12 protein-coding genes and 1 pseudogene are annotated in these 15,295 nt (G+C 70.8%); 4 read left to right on the forward strand and 9 right to left on the reverse strand.

What is annotated here, in order from left to right:
- Positions 1-184 precede the first annotated feature (184 nt).
- Positions 185-2,008, forward strand: coding sequence for a phosphoenolpyruvate carboxykinase (GTP) (locus OHB00_RS32460; RefSeq protein WP_406440012.1), 1,824 nt, complete (start codon positions 185-187; stop codon positions 2,006-2,008).
- 268 nt (positions 2,009-2,276) lie between these two features.
- Positions 2,277-2,630, forward strand: coding sequence for a calcium-binding protein (locus OHB00_RS32465; protein WP_406440014.1), 354 nt, complete (start codon positions 2,277-2,279; stop codon positions 2,628-2,630).
- Between the two features lie 117 nt (positions 2,631-2,747).
- Here OHB00_RS32465 and OHB00_RS32470 read toward each other — a convergent pair whose 3' ends face one another.
- From OHB00_RS32470 to OHB00_RS32505, 8 genes and pseudogenes are all read right to left on the reverse strand, one after another.
- Positions 2,748-3,350 (reverse strand): hypothetical protein, encoded by a 603-nt coding sequence (locus OHB00_RS32470; protein ID WP_406440016.1) that lies wholly within the window; start codon positions 3,348-3,350, stop codon positions 2,748-2,750.
- Positions 3,337-4,875: a substrate-binding domain-containing protein gene (locus tag OHB00_RS32475; protein WP_406440017.1), complete on the reverse strand. Its 1,539-nt coding sequence runs from the start codon at positions 4,873-4,875 to the stop codon at positions 3,337-3,339. The genes OHB00_RS32470 and OHB00_RS32475 overlap by 14 nt, the downstream gene beginning before the upstream one ends.
- Positions 4,872-6,071: a toxic anion resistance protein gene (locus OHB00_RS32480; RefSeq protein WP_406446086.1), complete on the reverse strand. Its 1,200-nt coding sequence runs from the start codon at positions 6,069-6,071 to the stop codon at positions 4,872-4,874. The genes OHB00_RS32475 and OHB00_RS32480 overlap by 4 nt, the downstream gene beginning before the upstream one ends.
- 30 nt (positions 6,072-6,101) lie before the next feature.
- The gene (locus tag OHB00_RS32485) at positions 6,102-7,181 is read right to left on the reverse strand and encodes a hypothetical protein (protein ID WP_406440019.1); all 1,080 of its coding nucleotides are present in this window, start codon (positions 7,179-7,181) and stop codon (positions 6,102-6,104) included.
- 543 nt (positions 7,182-7,724) lie between these two features.
- Positions 7,725-8,123: a hypothetical protein gene (locus tag OHB00_RS32490; RefSeq protein ID WP_406440021.1), complete on the reverse strand. Its 399-nt coding sequence runs from the start codon at positions 8,121-8,123 to the stop codon at positions 7,725-7,727.
- Positions 8,124-8,216: 93 nt separating this feature from the next.
- Entirely contained in the window at positions 8,217-9,428 is a 1,212-nt protein-coding gene (locus OHB00_RS32495; RefSeq protein ID WP_406440023.1) for a pyridoxal phosphate-dependent aminotransferase, read from the reverse strand.
- A 92-nt stretch (positions 9,429-9,520) separates the two neighbouring features.
- A pseudogene (locus OHB00_RS32500) lies at positions 9,521-10,033 on the reverse strand (RNA-guided endonuclease TnpB family protein); the annotation flags it as partial.
- Positions 10,034-10,468: 435 nt separating this feature from the next.
- Positions 10,469-10,717: a hypothetical protein gene (locus tag OHB00_RS32505; RefSeq protein WP_406440024.1), complete on the reverse strand. Its 249-nt coding sequence runs from the start codon at positions 10,715-10,717 to the stop codon at positions 10,469-10,471.
- A gap of 149 nt (positions 10,718-10,866) precedes the next feature.
- Here OHB00_RS32505 and OHB00_RS32510 point away from each other — a divergent pair, with 149 nt between their 5' ends.
- Together OHB00_RS32510 and OHB00_RS32515 are read left to right on the forward strand one after the other, a co-directional pair.
- Positions 10,867-12,621, forward strand: coding sequence for a P-loop NTPase fold protein (locus OHB00_RS32510; protein WP_406440026.1), 1,755 nt, complete (start codon positions 10,867-10,869; stop codon positions 12,619-12,621).
- A gap of 104 nt (positions 12,622-12,725) precedes the next feature.
- Positions 12,726-13,559 (forward strand): trypsin-like peptidase domain-containing protein, encoded by an 834-nt coding sequence (locus OHB00_RS32515; RefSeq protein ID WP_406440028.1) that lies wholly within the window; start codon positions 12,726-12,728, stop codon positions 13,557-13,559.
- 120 nt (positions 13,560-13,679) lie between these two features.
- Here OHB00_RS32515 and OHB00_RS32520 read toward each other — a convergent pair whose 3' ends face one another.
- Positions 13,680-15,287: an amidohydrolase family protein gene (locus OHB00_RS32520; RefSeq protein ID WP_406440029.1), complete on the reverse strand. Its 1,608-nt coding sequence runs from the start codon at positions 15,285-15,287 to the stop codon at positions 13,680-13,682.
- Positions 15,288-15,295 lie beyond the last annotated feature (8 nt).

The raw sequence follows: 15,295 nt of genomic DNA on the forward strand, positions 1-15,295 counted from the left end.
GTGGCCTTCCTCACGTCGCTCATCTGTGACTCCCTCTGGACAGATGGGTGATCGCGTCGCAGGATCAAATGAGTGCGGTCGGCACCGGATGAGCGGCTACGAAGCATCCGGGTCGCGGCCCCCACGGGGCAGCAAGGCCTGAAACAGGGCCACAAGATCAAAAATCCCTCATTTAGGAGCAATCGTGGCGCGCGACATCGCGGCTCCCACCGTCATCCCCACCCACCATCAGGAACTGGTCTCGTGGGTCAACGAGATCGCCGAACTGACGCAACCGGACAGCGTGGTCTGGTGTGACGGATCCGAGGCAGAGTACGAGCGACTGTGCGAAGAGCTCGTGGCGAAGGGCACCTTCAAGAAGCTCGACCCGATCAAGCGCCCCCACTCGTACCACGCGGCCTCCGACCCGACCGATGTCGCCCGGGTCGAGGACCGCACGTTCATCTGCTCCGAGCAGGAGAAGGACGCCGGCCCGACCAACCACTGGAAGGCCCCCGCCGAGATGCGGGAGATCTTCGCGGGCGAGAAGGGCCTGTTCCGCGGCTCGATGAAGGGCCGGACGATGTACGTCGTCCCGTTCTGCATGGGCCCCCTCGGCTCGCCGCTCTCCGCCCTCGGCGTGGAGATCACGGACTCCGCGTACGTCGCCGTCTCCATGCGCACCATGACGCGCATGGGCCAGGCCGTCCTCGACGAACTCGGCGACGACGGCTTCTTCGTGAAGGCCGTCCACACCCTCGGCGCCCCGCTGGAGCCGGGCCAGGCCGACGTCCCCTGGCCGTGCAACAAGACCAAGTACATCTCGCACTTCCCCGAGTCGCGCGAGATCTGGTCCTACGGCTCCGGCTACGGCGGCAACGCCCTGCTCGGCAAGAAGTGCTACGCCCTGCGCATCGCCTCCGTCATGGCGCGCGACGAGGGCTGGCTCGCCGAGCACATGCTGATCCTCAAGCTCACGCCCCCGCAGGGCGCGTCCAAGTACGTCGCCGCCGCCTTCCCGAGCGCCTGCGGCAAGACGAACCTCGCCATGCTGGAGCCCACCGTCTCCGGCTGGACCGTCGAGACGATCGGCGACGACATCGCCTGGATGCGGTTCGGCGCGGACGGCCGCCTCTACGCCATCAACCCCGAGGCCGGATTCTTCGGCGTCGCGCCCGGCACCGGTGAGCACACCAACGCCAACGCGATGAAGACGCTGTGGGGCAACGCCGTCTTCACCAACGTGGCGCTCACCGATGACGACGACATCTGGTGGGAGGGCATGACGGAGGAGACCCCGGCCCATCTCACCGACTGGAAGGGCCGCGACTGGACGCCGGAGTCCGCGGAGCCCGCCGCCCACCCCAACGCCCGGTTCACCGTCCCCGCCGCGCAGTGCCCGATCATCGCGCCGGAGTGGGAGGACCCGAAGGGCGTGCCGATCTCGGCGATCCTCTTCGGCGGCCGCCGCGCCACCGCGGTCCCGCTGGTGACCGAGTCCTTCGACTGGAACCACGGTGTCTTCCTGGGCGCCAACGTGGCCTCCGAGAAGACCGCCGCCGCCGAGGGCAAGGTCGGCGAGCTGCGCCGGGACCCGTTCGCGATGCTGCCCTTCTGCGGCTACAACATGGGCGACTACATGGCCCACTGGATCGACGTGGCCAAGGACAAGGACCAGTCCAAACTGCCGAAGATCTACTACGTCAACTGGTTCCGCAAGAACGACGAGGGCAAGTTCGTCTGGCCGGGCTTCGGCGAGAACTCCCGGGTCCTGAAGTGGATCGTGGAGCGGCTCGACGGCAAGGCGGACGGGGTGGAGACGCCGATCGGCGTGCTGCCGACGCGTGACGCCCTCGACACCGACGGGCTCGACCTCGCCGACAGCGACCTCGACTTCCTGCTGACCGTCGACAAGGAGGTCTGGCGGGAGGAGGCGGCGCTCGTCCCCGACCACCTCAACACTTTCGGCGAGCAGACGCCGAAGGAGCTGTGGGCCGAGTACCGGGCGCTGGTGGAGCGGCTGGGCTGAGACGCCTCCGGCAAGGCTCCGCGGCCGGTTGGGGGATGAGCCCTGACCAGCGATCGTCACCACCGGCCGCGGTGTGAACCGGCGAGGCCGCGCACAACGGCGTGTGCGGCCGACGGCCTGCCGTCAGCCGCCTCCGTCTGCCCCGACGGACGCGGGGGCGGCAGGCCTTCGCCTGTGTGGGCGGGCCCCGGTCGCCCGCCGGACTGCTTTACTGCGGCCGGTGAGCGCAAGGCGACTCGTGCCGCGTCGGCCTGATCGAGCGCACCTGGTGTTCGACCGCTCGCGGTCCGGGCCGGAACCGTGTTCAGCCACCCTCCTGGCGCTCGTCCTGGCCCTGCCCGGCACCGCGGTCGCAGCCCCCGGCGGCCTGGACACCGGCTTCGGCGGCACCGGCACGGTCCTCACCGACTTCGGAGGCGACCCCCTCAACGGCACGTTCGGCAACGCCGTGAGCTGCGGCCCGGGAGACAACGACACCCTCGACGGGAACGGCGGCGCCGACACCGTCCACGGCGACTACGGCACCGACACCATCGACGGCGGCGCCGGCAACGACACGCTGTACGGCGGTCCCGGCGACGACACCGTGAACGGGTCTGGTCTGCCGGCAACGACCGGGTGATCACCACCGACGGTGTCTCCGGCAACGACACGGCCCATGGCGGCCTCGGCTTCGGCACCTGCGCCACCGGCCCGGGCGGCGGCCGCGTCAGCTGCCTCTGAGCCCTCCGCTCCGGCCTCAGCTGTTGCGGTCCTCCAGATAGCGGGTGTGCGTCTCCTGACGCCTGGCCTCGGCGTCCCTGAGGGCGGCCGCCAACTGCTCCGCCTCCTCCCTGAGCACGGCCAGCTGACGCTCAAGGTGCCGCTCGGGCGGCTCCTGTCCGGGTGCCAGACGCGTCCACCACCGGGTGCGTACGAAGCTGTCGACCGCCTCCGGGATGTCCTGCCGTACCGTCCGCGAGAGGACGTGGACGCCCTCCGGGTCCTCTGCCAGCAGCTCGGCCGCCCAGCCCGGATCCAGCAACGCCGTGAGCAGATCGGTGAGTTCGGCGAGCCGTGCCGCCGCCGAGGCCGGCAACCCGACCTCCGCCAGGTAGGTCTCCAGGCGGCCGAAGTCGGCCCGCACCTCCTCCAGCTGGGCCGAGGGAGTCGGGAAGTCCGGCAGCGGCGGGCGTTCCGGCGGGGCGATCAGGGCACCCGCGCCGTACAGGCCCGCCACCACCACCGGCCAGTACGGGCCTGCCACGCCCGTGAACGTCAGCACCAGGCCGAGGAGGCCGCCCGCCGAACCGGTGAGGTTCTTACGGGATTCGAGATAGGCGAGTGCCTTACTGGTAGCCACGGATCTCCTCGAAGGCGCCGTCCAGGGAACCCTCCCGGCCGTCGAAGAGACGGCCGCCGGTCAGGGTGGCGATGTGCTGCAGTTCGGCACGGGAGGAGTCGCCGAAGAGGATGGGGAAGACCGGGATGTTCTGCTGCCCGGGGGACAGCCGGCGGTAGAAGTCGTCGAAGTCGCCGACCTTGGCGCCCGTGGTGTTCTCGCCGTCCGTCATCAGCACGATCGAGGTGAAGGTGTCCGCGCCGTTGCCCAGATGGTCGTACGCCTTCTCCAGTGAGGTGTAGATCGCCGTGTTGCCGTCGGCGCGCAGGGCCTCGGTGTCCTTGCGGATGGCGTCCAGACCGTCCTTGGGGTCCGCCGGGTCGACGACGTGGGTGCTGACGCTCTTCACCGCCGAGCCGAACGGCATCAGGGTGACCTCCTCGCGGTCGCGGAAGTCGCCGGTGAGTTCGGTCAGGGCCTTCTTCAGCCGGTCCAGCCGGTCACCGTCCATCGAGCCCGAGGTGTCCAGGACGTAGACCGTGCGGGAGGGGCGGCGCAGTTCGTTCTCGTACGCCGAGATCAGCCCGTCGGCCACCGACTGGCTCCCGGGGAACGGAAGTTCGCGGCGACGGGCGGTGTCGAGACCGGCGGCCGGCGGGACGGAGGCGACCACCGGGCGGCGGTGGGTGGTGTCGGTGATGAGTTTCTGCACGGCCGTGGTGCGCAGGTCCTCGGTGACCTTGCGGACGTCCTCGCGGGTTGCCGCGGAGGTGCCGGCGAGGGAGGAGAACGGGTAGTCGGCGGTGACCACGCCGTCGCTGGGACGGATCACCGTGAGACCCGGGATGCCCTTGAGCACGGACTCGTAGTTGAGCAGCGCTTCGACGTCACCGCGCCGCCGGTACGCCGAGGCCAGCCAGCCCGAGGAACCGGACGTCAGCTTCTGGCCCTTGAAGAACTCCTTCAGCTTCGGGGTCGCCTTGGCCACGTCCGCGTCGGTGAGCGCCGACTGGGCGCCGGAGAGAGCGGACGCGACCGATATCAGCGTGGAGAACCCGGAGTTGGAGCGGGCAGGATCCGTCATGCCGTAGCTCAGCCTGCCCGCCACCACGGCCCGTTCGATCTGTGACCAGGTGACCGCGTCCGGCTTCCAGCCGAGCGCCTTGACGGTGGCCGTCTTCACGCCGATCGCGACCGGGCTGGACATGACCGAGGTCTCGGAGACGACCTTCTTCGCCGCCTCCGGGCGCAGCCGCAGATAGTCGTCGGAGGACAGCCACAGCGCGTCGTACCTGCCGTCGGCCTTCCCCCTGGCCAGCAGGTCGACGGCGTCCAGGGTGCCCATGTAGGTCGGGCGGATCGTGACGCCGGTGTCCTTGCGGACCCGGTCGAAGACGGGCGTCATGTCGCTGAGTTCGGAGGAGGCGAGGACCCGCAGAGTGCCGGGCTCAGGGGCCGTGGAGTCGTCGCCGTGGTCCTCGGATGTGCAGCCGGCCAGCACGACGGCCGCCACCGCTAGGAGGGCGAGGAGCGGGCGTCTGCTCATGCGAGGCCGCCCTCCAGCGCACCCTTCGCCCGGCTGCGCTCCAGGTAGGCGCTCGCCTGCTGGAGTTCGTCCGTGAGGGACTGCACGGTGTTCGCCATCGTCTCGGTCGCCTGCACCTTGTACGTGTCGATGGCGTCGAGGGTCCGGTAGATCTGCTGGAACGCGGCGCGCAGCGTCTCGGCGCCCACGGCCGGGTCGGCGGCGATGCGCTGGATCTCCCCGCTCTGGCTCGCGAGCATCTCGGCGTTGCCCCGGATCAGCTCCTCGGTCGTCCCGCGCAACGCGTCGACCTGCTCGATCACCTTCTTCTGGGTGTCGAGCGCGGACGCCAGCATCACCGAGATCCGCAGCGCCGAGACCGTGGTGGTGGCGGCGCGTTCGACCCCCTTGATCAGCTCGTCGTTGTTGCGCCGTACGACGTCCATCGCGAGGTAGCCCTGCGCGGCCACCGCGAGCTGGGTGAGCAGGTCCTGGTGCTTCTGCCGGACCGGGAAGAGCACGTCCGCGCGCACGGCGTCGGCCTCCTGGGGGTCCGTGAGCCGGCCGGCGTGCTGCTCGACGGCGGTGTCCAGGGCCTGGGTCAGGACGACGTACTCCTGGAGCTTGCCCATGGTCTCCCAGAGCCGCACCCGCTCCGTCTGCAACGCCGCGTTGTCGCGCCGCAGTTCGTCCTGCCCACCGCGCAGCGACCCCACGATCCTGTTCAGCGTCCCCTGCGCGGAGGCGTACTTGGCGACATGATCGCGGAGTTTGTTGCCACCGGGCAGCCGGGAGAGGAACTTGCGGCCCTTGCTCGCGGGCAGGTCGCGCGGGTCCAGGTCCTCGACGACCCTGCGGAGTTCGACCAGCGAGCCGGCCACCTTGGCCTGGGCGTCACCGCCCTTGTCGGGCAGGCTGCGCACGGCACGCTCCAGCATGCGGTTGGACTGCGCGGCGGCGGTGCGCATCTCGCCGGCGCCCAGGCCGGTGATCTCGCCGACCTTGCTCGCGAACTCCGGTGACCGCGCGTCCAGGGAGGCCAGTCCCCGGACGTACGCGGTGGCCTTCTGCGCCATGTCCGTACGGACGCTGTCGTCGACCGGCACGAGTCCGCCGGCCTTCTCCCGCGGCACGGGCGCGACCGCCTCCGGCGGGGTCAGCGTGAAGACGTCGTCGCCGCTGAGCGTGGGCGTGGGCTCACCGCCGCTCGGCACCATCTTGTCGAAGTTGCTCACAGGATCCCCCCGTCAGCCGCGCGCCCGGCGGGCCATCTCGTGCAGCACCGCGGAGGTGGGCACGGGCGCCTGCCGGACGCCGGTCAGTGTCTGGTTGAGGTAGGCGGCGCGGTCCGCGGTGGCCGTGACGAACTCGGCGGAGTCGCCCTGGGGCCGGAAGCCGTGCTTGACGGCGAGCTTGCGCAGGGCCGGGTCGGTGCTGAGGAGTTCGCCGAGCTCCCGGCCGGCGTCGTCGAGCGGCACGATGGTGTGGTCGCTGTTGACCGTGGTGTCCGGGTAGAGGACCACGAGGTCGTCCGTGCCGTGCGTGTCCGCGAGCAGCGACACGACCTGCGACTCGTACAGGCACACCAGAGGGTTGCCGGCGCCGCTGATGAAGTCGCGGAACACCGAGTCGCTGCTGGGCTGTTGCGCACCCTGCACGCTGACCAGCTTCTTGAGCAGCGGCGCGGTCCTCGCGATGTCGGCGTCACTCGCCACCACCCGGCCGCCGTTGGCGACATAGGAGGCGGCGGCGAGGTAGAGGGCGCCGGAGTTGGAGGTCTCCGGATCGGTGCTGGTGATGAACAGCGTCCCCGACAACTCCCCGTGCGCCTTGGCCCCCTTGAGCTGCTGCCAGGTCCGGTCGTGCCGGGCGGCGTCCAGGTAGGCGGCCATCTTCAGGGTGCCCTTGCTGCCCTTCCCGTCGAGCACGGCGAGCCCGTTGGCGGCCAGTACCTCGGCGGCGCTGCGGTGGGCCACGACGACCAGCGGCGAGTAGAAGGGGCGGGGGAGGGGCTGGCGGGCGTGGTACTTCTCGGCCAGCTCGTCGGCGGGCGCCGAACTGGACGGGAAGGCGAAGTCATAGCCCTTCAGGTCCAGGCCGTCCATGGCCCAGGAGCCCGACGCCTCCGTCTTCACGGTGTAGCCCTTGGCGGCGAGGGCCTTCACCACATCGGGATCGGCGAAGAAGTCCGACTTCTCCGAACCGATCACACCACGCACGGTCTTCGTTGCCGTGCCCTTGTCGTCCCCCTGCCGGCCTGCGACGACGGCAGCCACCACGCCACCGATCAGCAGCACCGCGAGGACGATTCCCGCGATACGTCTCACGCAGGGGAGCGTGCTCGCGGAACCCCACGTTCCTGGGCGACCTGGATGAACGGGGGGTGAATCGGGCGTCCCGGATTGCAACTGGCGGCCGAAAACCGCTCAGCGGTACGCCACCGGCCAAGCGCACCCGACAGCGCCGACTGCGGGGGCCGCCCCCCACTACCCGGTCCGCCGCGGCGGGGATCAGGCCAGGGGGCGGCTGTGCGGGCTGGCTTCAGGTGGCCGGTGCGGCGATGGTGGGGGCCGACGTCCACTGCTCAACCCGCCGCGACGGCGCTCAGCCCCTGCGGCGCATTTCGGCGGTGCCGGACATCGGGCGGAGTGGCACCGCCGGATCACGCCGTCGTGGCTGGTCGCCGTCGCGGCGGAAAGAGCGGGGCGGCGAAGGGGTGCGCGAGGAAGGGGTGGCCGCGTCGGGGAAGGGTGCGGTGGGGGAAGGTGCGGAGGGGGAGGTTGCGGCTCTTCGGCGGTAGCCCGTTGTGGCAACCCGGTCCGCGCGTCGCTGCGGGAGCGCGCGGACCGGGGCCGTCGGGGGGTGGCGGGTCAGCTCGCCGGGGTGAGGGCGGCGTGCGCGTCCATGCGTTCCGCCGCGAGGATCGCCGCCGCGGTGTCCGCCCGGGACGCCGCCACCACCAGGGCCCGGCCGGCGAGTGCGTGCGCACGCTCGTGGAGCGCGGCCGGCTCCTGGACCGCCGTCACCGACGCGCGGACCGGTGTACGTCCGCCCCGCAGCCGGGCCACCTGCTCGGCCAGCCGGGTCGCGGCGGCGTCGAGGTCGGTGGACGGCGTGAGCGCGCGCAGCTCGTCGGTGACGGCGAGCAGCGCCGCGAGGTGTCCGGCGAGCTGGATGTCCAGCTCCTCCTCGCGCGTCCGGTGGGGGAAGTCGGAAGGCGTGCCGGCCATCGTGCTGTGGACCGACTTGGTGCGGATCGGTTCGTACATGGGAGATGGCCTCCAGTGTTCTGGCAGGAAGCCATCCTAGCTTAGATTTCGTCTAAAGTTGACCCGGGTCACGGACGGTGGCCCGGCGGCTACCTATGGCTGGCCGTACCCGTCCAGGAACCGTCCGATCCGGGTGATCGCGTCCCGCAGATCCCCGACCGTCGGCAGGGTCACCACCCGGAAGTGGTCCGGCTCCGGCCAGTTGAAGCCGCTGCCCTGCACGACCATGATCTTCTCCTGCCGGAGCAGGTCCAGGACCATCTGCCGGTCGTCCTTGATCTTGAAGACCTGCGGGTCGAGCCGCGGGAAGAGATACAGCGCACCCTTGGGGCGGACACAGCTCACGCCCGGGATCTGGGTGAGCAGGTCGTAGGCGAGGTCCACCTGCTCCTTCAGCCGCCCGCCCGGCAGGACCAGGTCGTTGATCGTCTGGCGCCCGCTGAGCGCCGCCACCACACCGTGCTGACCGGGCATGTTCGCGCACAGCCGCATGTTCGCGAGGATCGTCAGGCCCTCGATGTAGGAGTCGGCGTGCGCCCGGGGCCCGGAGATGGACATCCAGCCGACCCGGTAGCCGGCCACCCGGTACGCCTTCGACATGCCGTTGAAGGTGAGCGTCAGCAGATCCGGGGCGACCGCGGCGGTCGGGGTGTGCGTGGCGCCGTCGTAGAGGATCTTGTCGTAGATCTCGTCCGAGCAGACGAGCAGGTTGTGGCGGCGGGCGATGTCGGTCAGCCCGCGCAGCATCGCCTCGTCGTACACCGCGCCCGTCGGGTTGTTCGGGTTGATGATGACGATCGCCTTGGTGCGGTCGCTGACCTTGCGCTCGATGTCGGCGAGGTCGGGCATCCAGTCCGACTGCTCGTCGCAGCGGTAGTGCACGGCCGTGCCGCCGGAGAGCGAGACGGCCGCGGTCCACAGCGGGTAGTCCGGCGCGGGGACCAGCACCTCGTCGCCGTCGTCCAGAAGCCCCTGCATCGCCATCACGATCAGCTCGGAGACGCCGTTGCCGACGAAGACGTGTTCGACGTCGGTCTCGATGCCGATGGTCTGGTTGTGCATGACGACCGCGCGCCGGGCGGCCAGCAGACCCTTCGCGTCGCCGTAGCCGTGCGCCGTGGAGACGTTGCGGAGGATGTCCTCCAGGATCTCCGGCGGGCACTCGAAGCCGAAGGCGGCCGGGTTGCCGGTGTTGAGCTTGAGGATGCGGTGCCCCGCCGCCTCAAGCCGCATCGCCTCCTCGAGAACCGGACCCCGGATCTCGTAACAGACGTTGGCGAGCTTGGTCGACTGGATCACCTGCATGGTGGTGAGCTTACGGCGCGGTGCCGCTCACGGGGTCGTGTTTTCCACCACTTGGCTGCTCTCGTCCCTGGTGGGAGGGGATTTCTGGCTCAGGCGTTCTTGTCCCTTGGGGAGGCGGCTCCGCATGCGGTGCAGGTGCAGGGACGTTCCGGCAGCGGGAGCGCGTGCCTGGTTCTCGCACCGCAGCGTCCGCGGTCCATGGTGGTGTGCGCGGGATGGACCAGGCGTACGTCACGCCCGTGCGCCGGAAGTCCTCTCCCGCGATCGCGTCATGATCTCGGACGACCTTCTTCGCCCACTTTCGAGCGGGGGCCTGCCGCTGCCGGGCGATCTTTCGGTAAGCCCTCGCCCGCCACCGCTTTGCCTCCAGCCCTTTGACGCAGCTGGCCCTTCCTGGGCCTGCGGCGGGCCATCATGCGGTCGTACCGGGACAGCTCGGCTCTGGCCTTCTTGCCGTGCTCGGAGTGGACGGGATCGTGGGTGTCGCTGGTGGTGGTCGCGATCTCCTTGACGCCCCAGTCCACACCGGGCGACGGTCCGGTGGCGGGCAGGGGCTCGACCCGGCCAGGCGCGACGGACGACGCGTACCAGTCGCCCACGCCGTCGACGAGGGCTTCCTTGGTCGGTGAAGCGGCCGTCCTTCTGGGGCTCGGTGCGGGGGATCGATTTGGCCTGTTATCGCCGGTAGCTGTCTCAAAGGCTGTCCTCTCCCTAGAATTCGCGTCCATGCCGAGACCTGCCGAGGACGAAACAGGGGCGCCCAGCGTTTACCAGAACCAGGGCGGACCGGCCCCGGTGTACGAGCGGTACCGGGATCCGGCGTCCGCGCACGGCTGGCTCAACGCGTACGACGAGACGCGCGAGCTGCCCCGCATCGCGCACGGCGCACCGGGGCCGGGCCGGGCGGAGCGACGGCGGGCGGCCCGTGGCGCGAGTGGCGTGCGGATGAAGCACGTGGTGGTCGCCGTGGGTGCGGTGGGCGCCGCGTCAGTGGCCGCGCTGGTCGCCGGTTTCGCCTTCTCCTCGTCGTCCGGCGGCGGTCAGGTGGAGCAGGACCGTACGAAGCACACGGTCGGTGAGTCGTCGGCGCTGGCGCAGGCGCCGGGGGAGAGCCCGAGCAGTGCGTCCGTCAGGCCCTCGGTGAAGTCGGCCGCGCCGAACGCCGAGTCGCCGTCGGCCCGCGCTACGTCCACGGCCGGGGCACCGGCGTCGGCGGCCCCCTCGTCGAGTACCACCCCGGTGCGCGGCGCGAGCGCGACACCTTCGCCGATCACCACGACACCGACCACGCCCCCTGCCTCCTGGGGTGGCCACGGGTGGGGGTACGGGAAGGGCGGCGGCAGGGGCCGTTAGCGGCGAGCCCAGCGGACGGGCGGTGTACTCGGCCCCAAGTCGCCGCGGAAATATATAGTTTGGCCCCCTGAGTGAAGGGGGCCTCATGGAATTCTCGCTGCTCAACGACGAGCCCGTGACCGGCCCTTCGGCCGATCTGCTCGGCGCCGGGCAGGCCGCCCGGCAGCTGGCCAGGCTGCTGCACGACTCCCGGGCCGCGACTCCGCTGACGTTGGCCGTGGACGCCGGCTGGGGCATGGGCAAGAGCAGCCTGATGCGGCTGGTCGAGGTGGAGCTGCGGCAGAAGGGCGTCGAGACCGTCTGGTACAACGCCTGGACCTCCACCGGCACTGACGCCCTCGAAGGGCTCATCAAGACCGTCCTGATGAAACTGGACGAGCGGGTGATGCGGCGCGCGGTGGCCGGGCTCACCGGGAAGAAGCCCTGGCTCGCGGCCGCGCGGGCGACGCTGACCGTGGCCGGCGCGACGGTCGGGTTGGCGGGCCTGGTCGACCGGTTCTGGGAGGAGCTGTCGGTCGACGCGAAGGCCCGTAACGACTTGCGGGACGAGCTGCGAAAGGTCGCCACGGCCTGGGCGGAGGAGACGGGTGACCGGCCCCGCCGCATGCTGGTCGTCTTCGTCGACGACCTCGACCGCTGTGCCGAGGAGACGGTCCTCGCGGTGTGCGAGGCGGTGAAGGTCTATCTGGACGTGCCGGGCCTCGCCTTCGTGATCGGCTGCGACCGGTCGGCGCTCGGACCGTCGGGTCTGCTGCGCGATCTGCGGCCGGCCGGTTCGGCGTTCATGGAGAAGATATTCCAGACGAGCTACCGGCTGCCGGTGGCGGCCGGTGAGCACCTGGAGGCGTACGTCCGGCACTGCGCCGAGCGCTCGGGTCTGCGCGAGCTGCTGGACGACGGCCTGGTACGGCTGATCGCCGCCCGTTCGGCCCGCAATCCGCGCCGGATCAAACGGCTCATCAACGGCTTCGGCCTGGAGTGCGCGCTCAACCCGGTATGGGCGAGGTTCGCGCCGGAGGCCGTCGTCCGGACACTTCTGCTGCAGCACCTGTACGGCGACTTCTACCGCCTGCTCGTCTCCGGCGACGGCACGTATGCGCACGCGGCCCGGGAGTTCCTGGAGTACCGCACGGCACGGCGGGTGCTGAGCCGGGTGGCCCATGCCGACGAGGAGGCATGGCATACGACGGTGGCGTCGGTGACCGGGCACGGGCTCGCGGCGCCGGAGTCCGGGGACCCGGAGAAGTGGGAGACCGTACTGGCCCGGCTGGAGGAGGAGTTGCCCACGGCGTTTCCGGTGCTGGCGCGGGACCACGGGTTCGTGCACCTCGTCGAGGAGTGGATGCGGCTGCCGCAGGTGGACGCGCTGGTGAGGCGTCTGCAGGAGGGCGGCGCGGCGCCTGTCGCCGGGCGCCCGGAGGAGGACCCGCCGACCGGTCAGGAGGACGGGCGGGACGAGTACCGGGACGTCAGCGTCCTGTGGGTGGACGACTACCCGGAGCAGAACGCGACCCACGTGCGCCACCTCCGGGCGCACGGAGCGGATGTTCTGGTGGCGCAGAGCGGTCCGACCGCCGACCGGATCCTCTCCACCCACCCCGTGGACCTGGTGATCTCCGATGTCACGCGCGGCACGGAACGGGACGCGGGGTTCGCCGACCTGGCCGCCTGGCGGACCAGGGGCCTCTTCGACGGCCCCGTCGTGTTCTTCGTCGGCCGCGTCACTCCCGCCCGCGAGCAGCGCAGCCGGGAACTCGGCGCGCGCATCACGTCCGGCTCTTCGGTTCTCTTCCAGCACATCGACGCCGCCTGTGCGGAAATCCGCCAACGGCGTTCCTGAAACAACTCCTTGCCCGCGTGCGCCTCTGCGGTAAAAATGTGCATGACAAAAAGCGGGTGACCGGAAGATCTCCGGTCACCTCGTCGTATAGAGGGGACCCCCACATGAACAAGCCTCTCGTCGCCGCGCTCGCCTCCCTGGCCATCACCGGGATGGGCGTGGCACCGGCGGTCGCCGCGCCGCAGACGGCCAAGGCCGCGGCGGTGACCGTCAACTTCGCGGGCACCGTCTCGCTGAGCAACTGCTCCGGCTCCGTCATCCGCTTCCCGAACTCCGCGGACAGCGACCCCGCACTGGTCCTCACCAACGGCCACTGCCTGGAGACCGGCTTCCCGGAGCCCGGCGAGGTCATCACCGGCCAGTCCTCCAGCCGGACCTTCGGCCTGCTCAACTCCTCCGGCACCAGGGTCGCCACGCTCCGTGCCAACCAGGTCGTCTACTCGACGATGACCGACACGGACATCACGATCTACCGCACCACCACGACGTACGCCGCGATCAAGAGCTCCTACGGCATCAGCCCGCTCACCGTCAGCGCCGCGCACCCCGTCGCCGGGAGCGCCATCAAGGTCGTCTCCGGCTACTGGAAGACGATCTACAGCTGCAACATCGACGGGTTCGTGTACCGGCTGAAGGAGGGCGACTGGACCTGGAAGGACTCCGTCCGCTACACCTCCGCGTGCAACACGATCGGGGGGACGTCGGGGTCGCCGGTGATCGACACCAGCACGGGCCAGGTCGTCGCCGTCAACAACACGGGCAACGAGGACGGGGAGCAGTGCACCGTCGACAACCCGTGCGAGGTGGACGAGAACGGGAACGTGACGGTGCGGCAGGGGATCAACTACGCCGAGGAGACGTACATCATTCCGGCGTGCTTCACGACGGGGAACGTGCTGAACCTGAGTGCGAGTGGTTGCACCTTGCCCAAGCCGTAGCGCTCCGCTGGGGGCGCCGTTCTCGGGTGCGGCGCCGCGGGGCTGGTCGCGCCCACGCGGCGGCAGCCGCACATCGCACACAGCCCCGCGCCCCTTACGGGGCGCTCCTGCTCGGGGCGATCATTTCGTACGCCGGATCGCCCGACCCGCCAGGACGTCCGTCCGTCGGCCGTCCTCGATGACGAAACGGCCGTCGATCAGGACGTGCGGGATGCCCGTCGGCAGCTGGCGTGGGTTCTCGAAAGTCGAGCCCGCCGCCACCGTCCGCGGGTCGAAGAGGACGACGTCGGCCCGGTAGCCCTCGCGTACGAGGCCGCGGTCCGGCAGGCGCAGCCGGGCCGCGGGGCGGGCGGTGAGGTGGGCGACGCACTCCTCCAGGGAGAGGACGCCCAGCTCCCGTACGTAGTGGCCGAGGTAGTGCGGGAACGTGCCGTAGGCCCGGGGGTGGGGCTTGGCGCCCTGGAGGATGCCGTCCGAGCCGCCGGTGTGGACGCGGTGGCGCATGATCGTGCGGACGTTCTCCTCGTGGCCGACGTGCTGGAGGATGGCGGGCGCCAGCCGGTCCGCCAGCAGCAGGTGGCGGGCCGTCGCCCACGGGGGCTCGCCGCGCAGACGCGCCGAGTCCTCGACCGTGCGGCCGACGAAGCCGGCCAGGGTCGGGTCGGCGACGCCCGAGATCTCGATGGTGTCCCACTCGATGGGGACGCCGTGACAGCCGTCGGAGCCGAGGGTCTCCAGGTGGTGGCGGATGCGGTCGGCCGTCTCGTCGTCGGCCAACCGGGTCAGGACCGCCTCGGGGCCGCCCTCGTGCGCCCAGCTCGGGAGCATCGCCGCGAGGGTCGTGCTGCCGGGGGTGTAGGGGTAGGTGTCGAGGGTGATCTCGGCGCCGGCGGCGAGGGCCTCGTCGAGGAGGGCCAGCAGCTCGGGGGCCCGGCCCTCGTTCACGCCGAAGTTCATCGTCGCGTGGGCCAGGTGGAGGGGGCAGTCCGCCTCCCGGGCCAGGGCCACCATCTCCGCGTACGCCTCCAGCGCGCCGGCCCCGTACGTGCGGTGGTGCGGGCAGTAGTAGCCGCCGTACCGGGCCACCACCCGGCACAGCTCGGTCAGTTCGGCGTCCGCCGCGTACATGCCGGGGGTGTAGGTGAGACCGGAGGACAGGCCGACCGCGCCCTGAGCCATGCCCTCGGCCACCAGCCGGCGCATGTGGTCCAGTTCGGCCGGGGTCGCCGCGCGGTCCTCCCAGCCGACGGCGAGCGCGCGCACCGTGCCCTGCGGGATCAGATAGGCCGCGTTGACGGCGATGCCACGGTCGAGGCGGTCCAGGTACTCGCCGACCGACCGCCAGTCGAAGTCGATGTCGTCCCCGTGGCCGTTCCAGCCGGCGATCGCCCGGCGGACCTGGGCCAGCGTGCGGTCGTCGACCGGGGCGTACGAAAGGCCGTCCTGGCCCAGCACTTCCAGAGTCACCCCCTGCGCGGCCTTGGCGCTGTGGTCGGGGTCGCGCAGCAGGGCGAGGTCGCTGTGGGCGTGCATGTCGATGAAGCCCGGGGAGAGGACCAGGCCCTCCGCGTCCAGCTCGCGCATCGCGCGCGGGCGCTGGCAGCCCGCCGCCGCGGCCTCCTTGACGATCGACACGATCCGGCCGCCGTCGACCACCACGTCGGCCCGGTAGGAGGGTTCCCCGCTGCCGTCGACGACGTCCGCGTCCCGGATGACGAGCTGCTCCACGACCCCCC

Origin of the sequence: Streptomyces sp. NBC_00631, assembly GCF_045206895.1 — a bacterium.
In the GTDB taxonomy this organism is placed as follows: domain Bacteria; phylum Actinomycetota; class Actinomycetes; order Streptomycetales; family Streptomycetaceae; genus Streptomyces.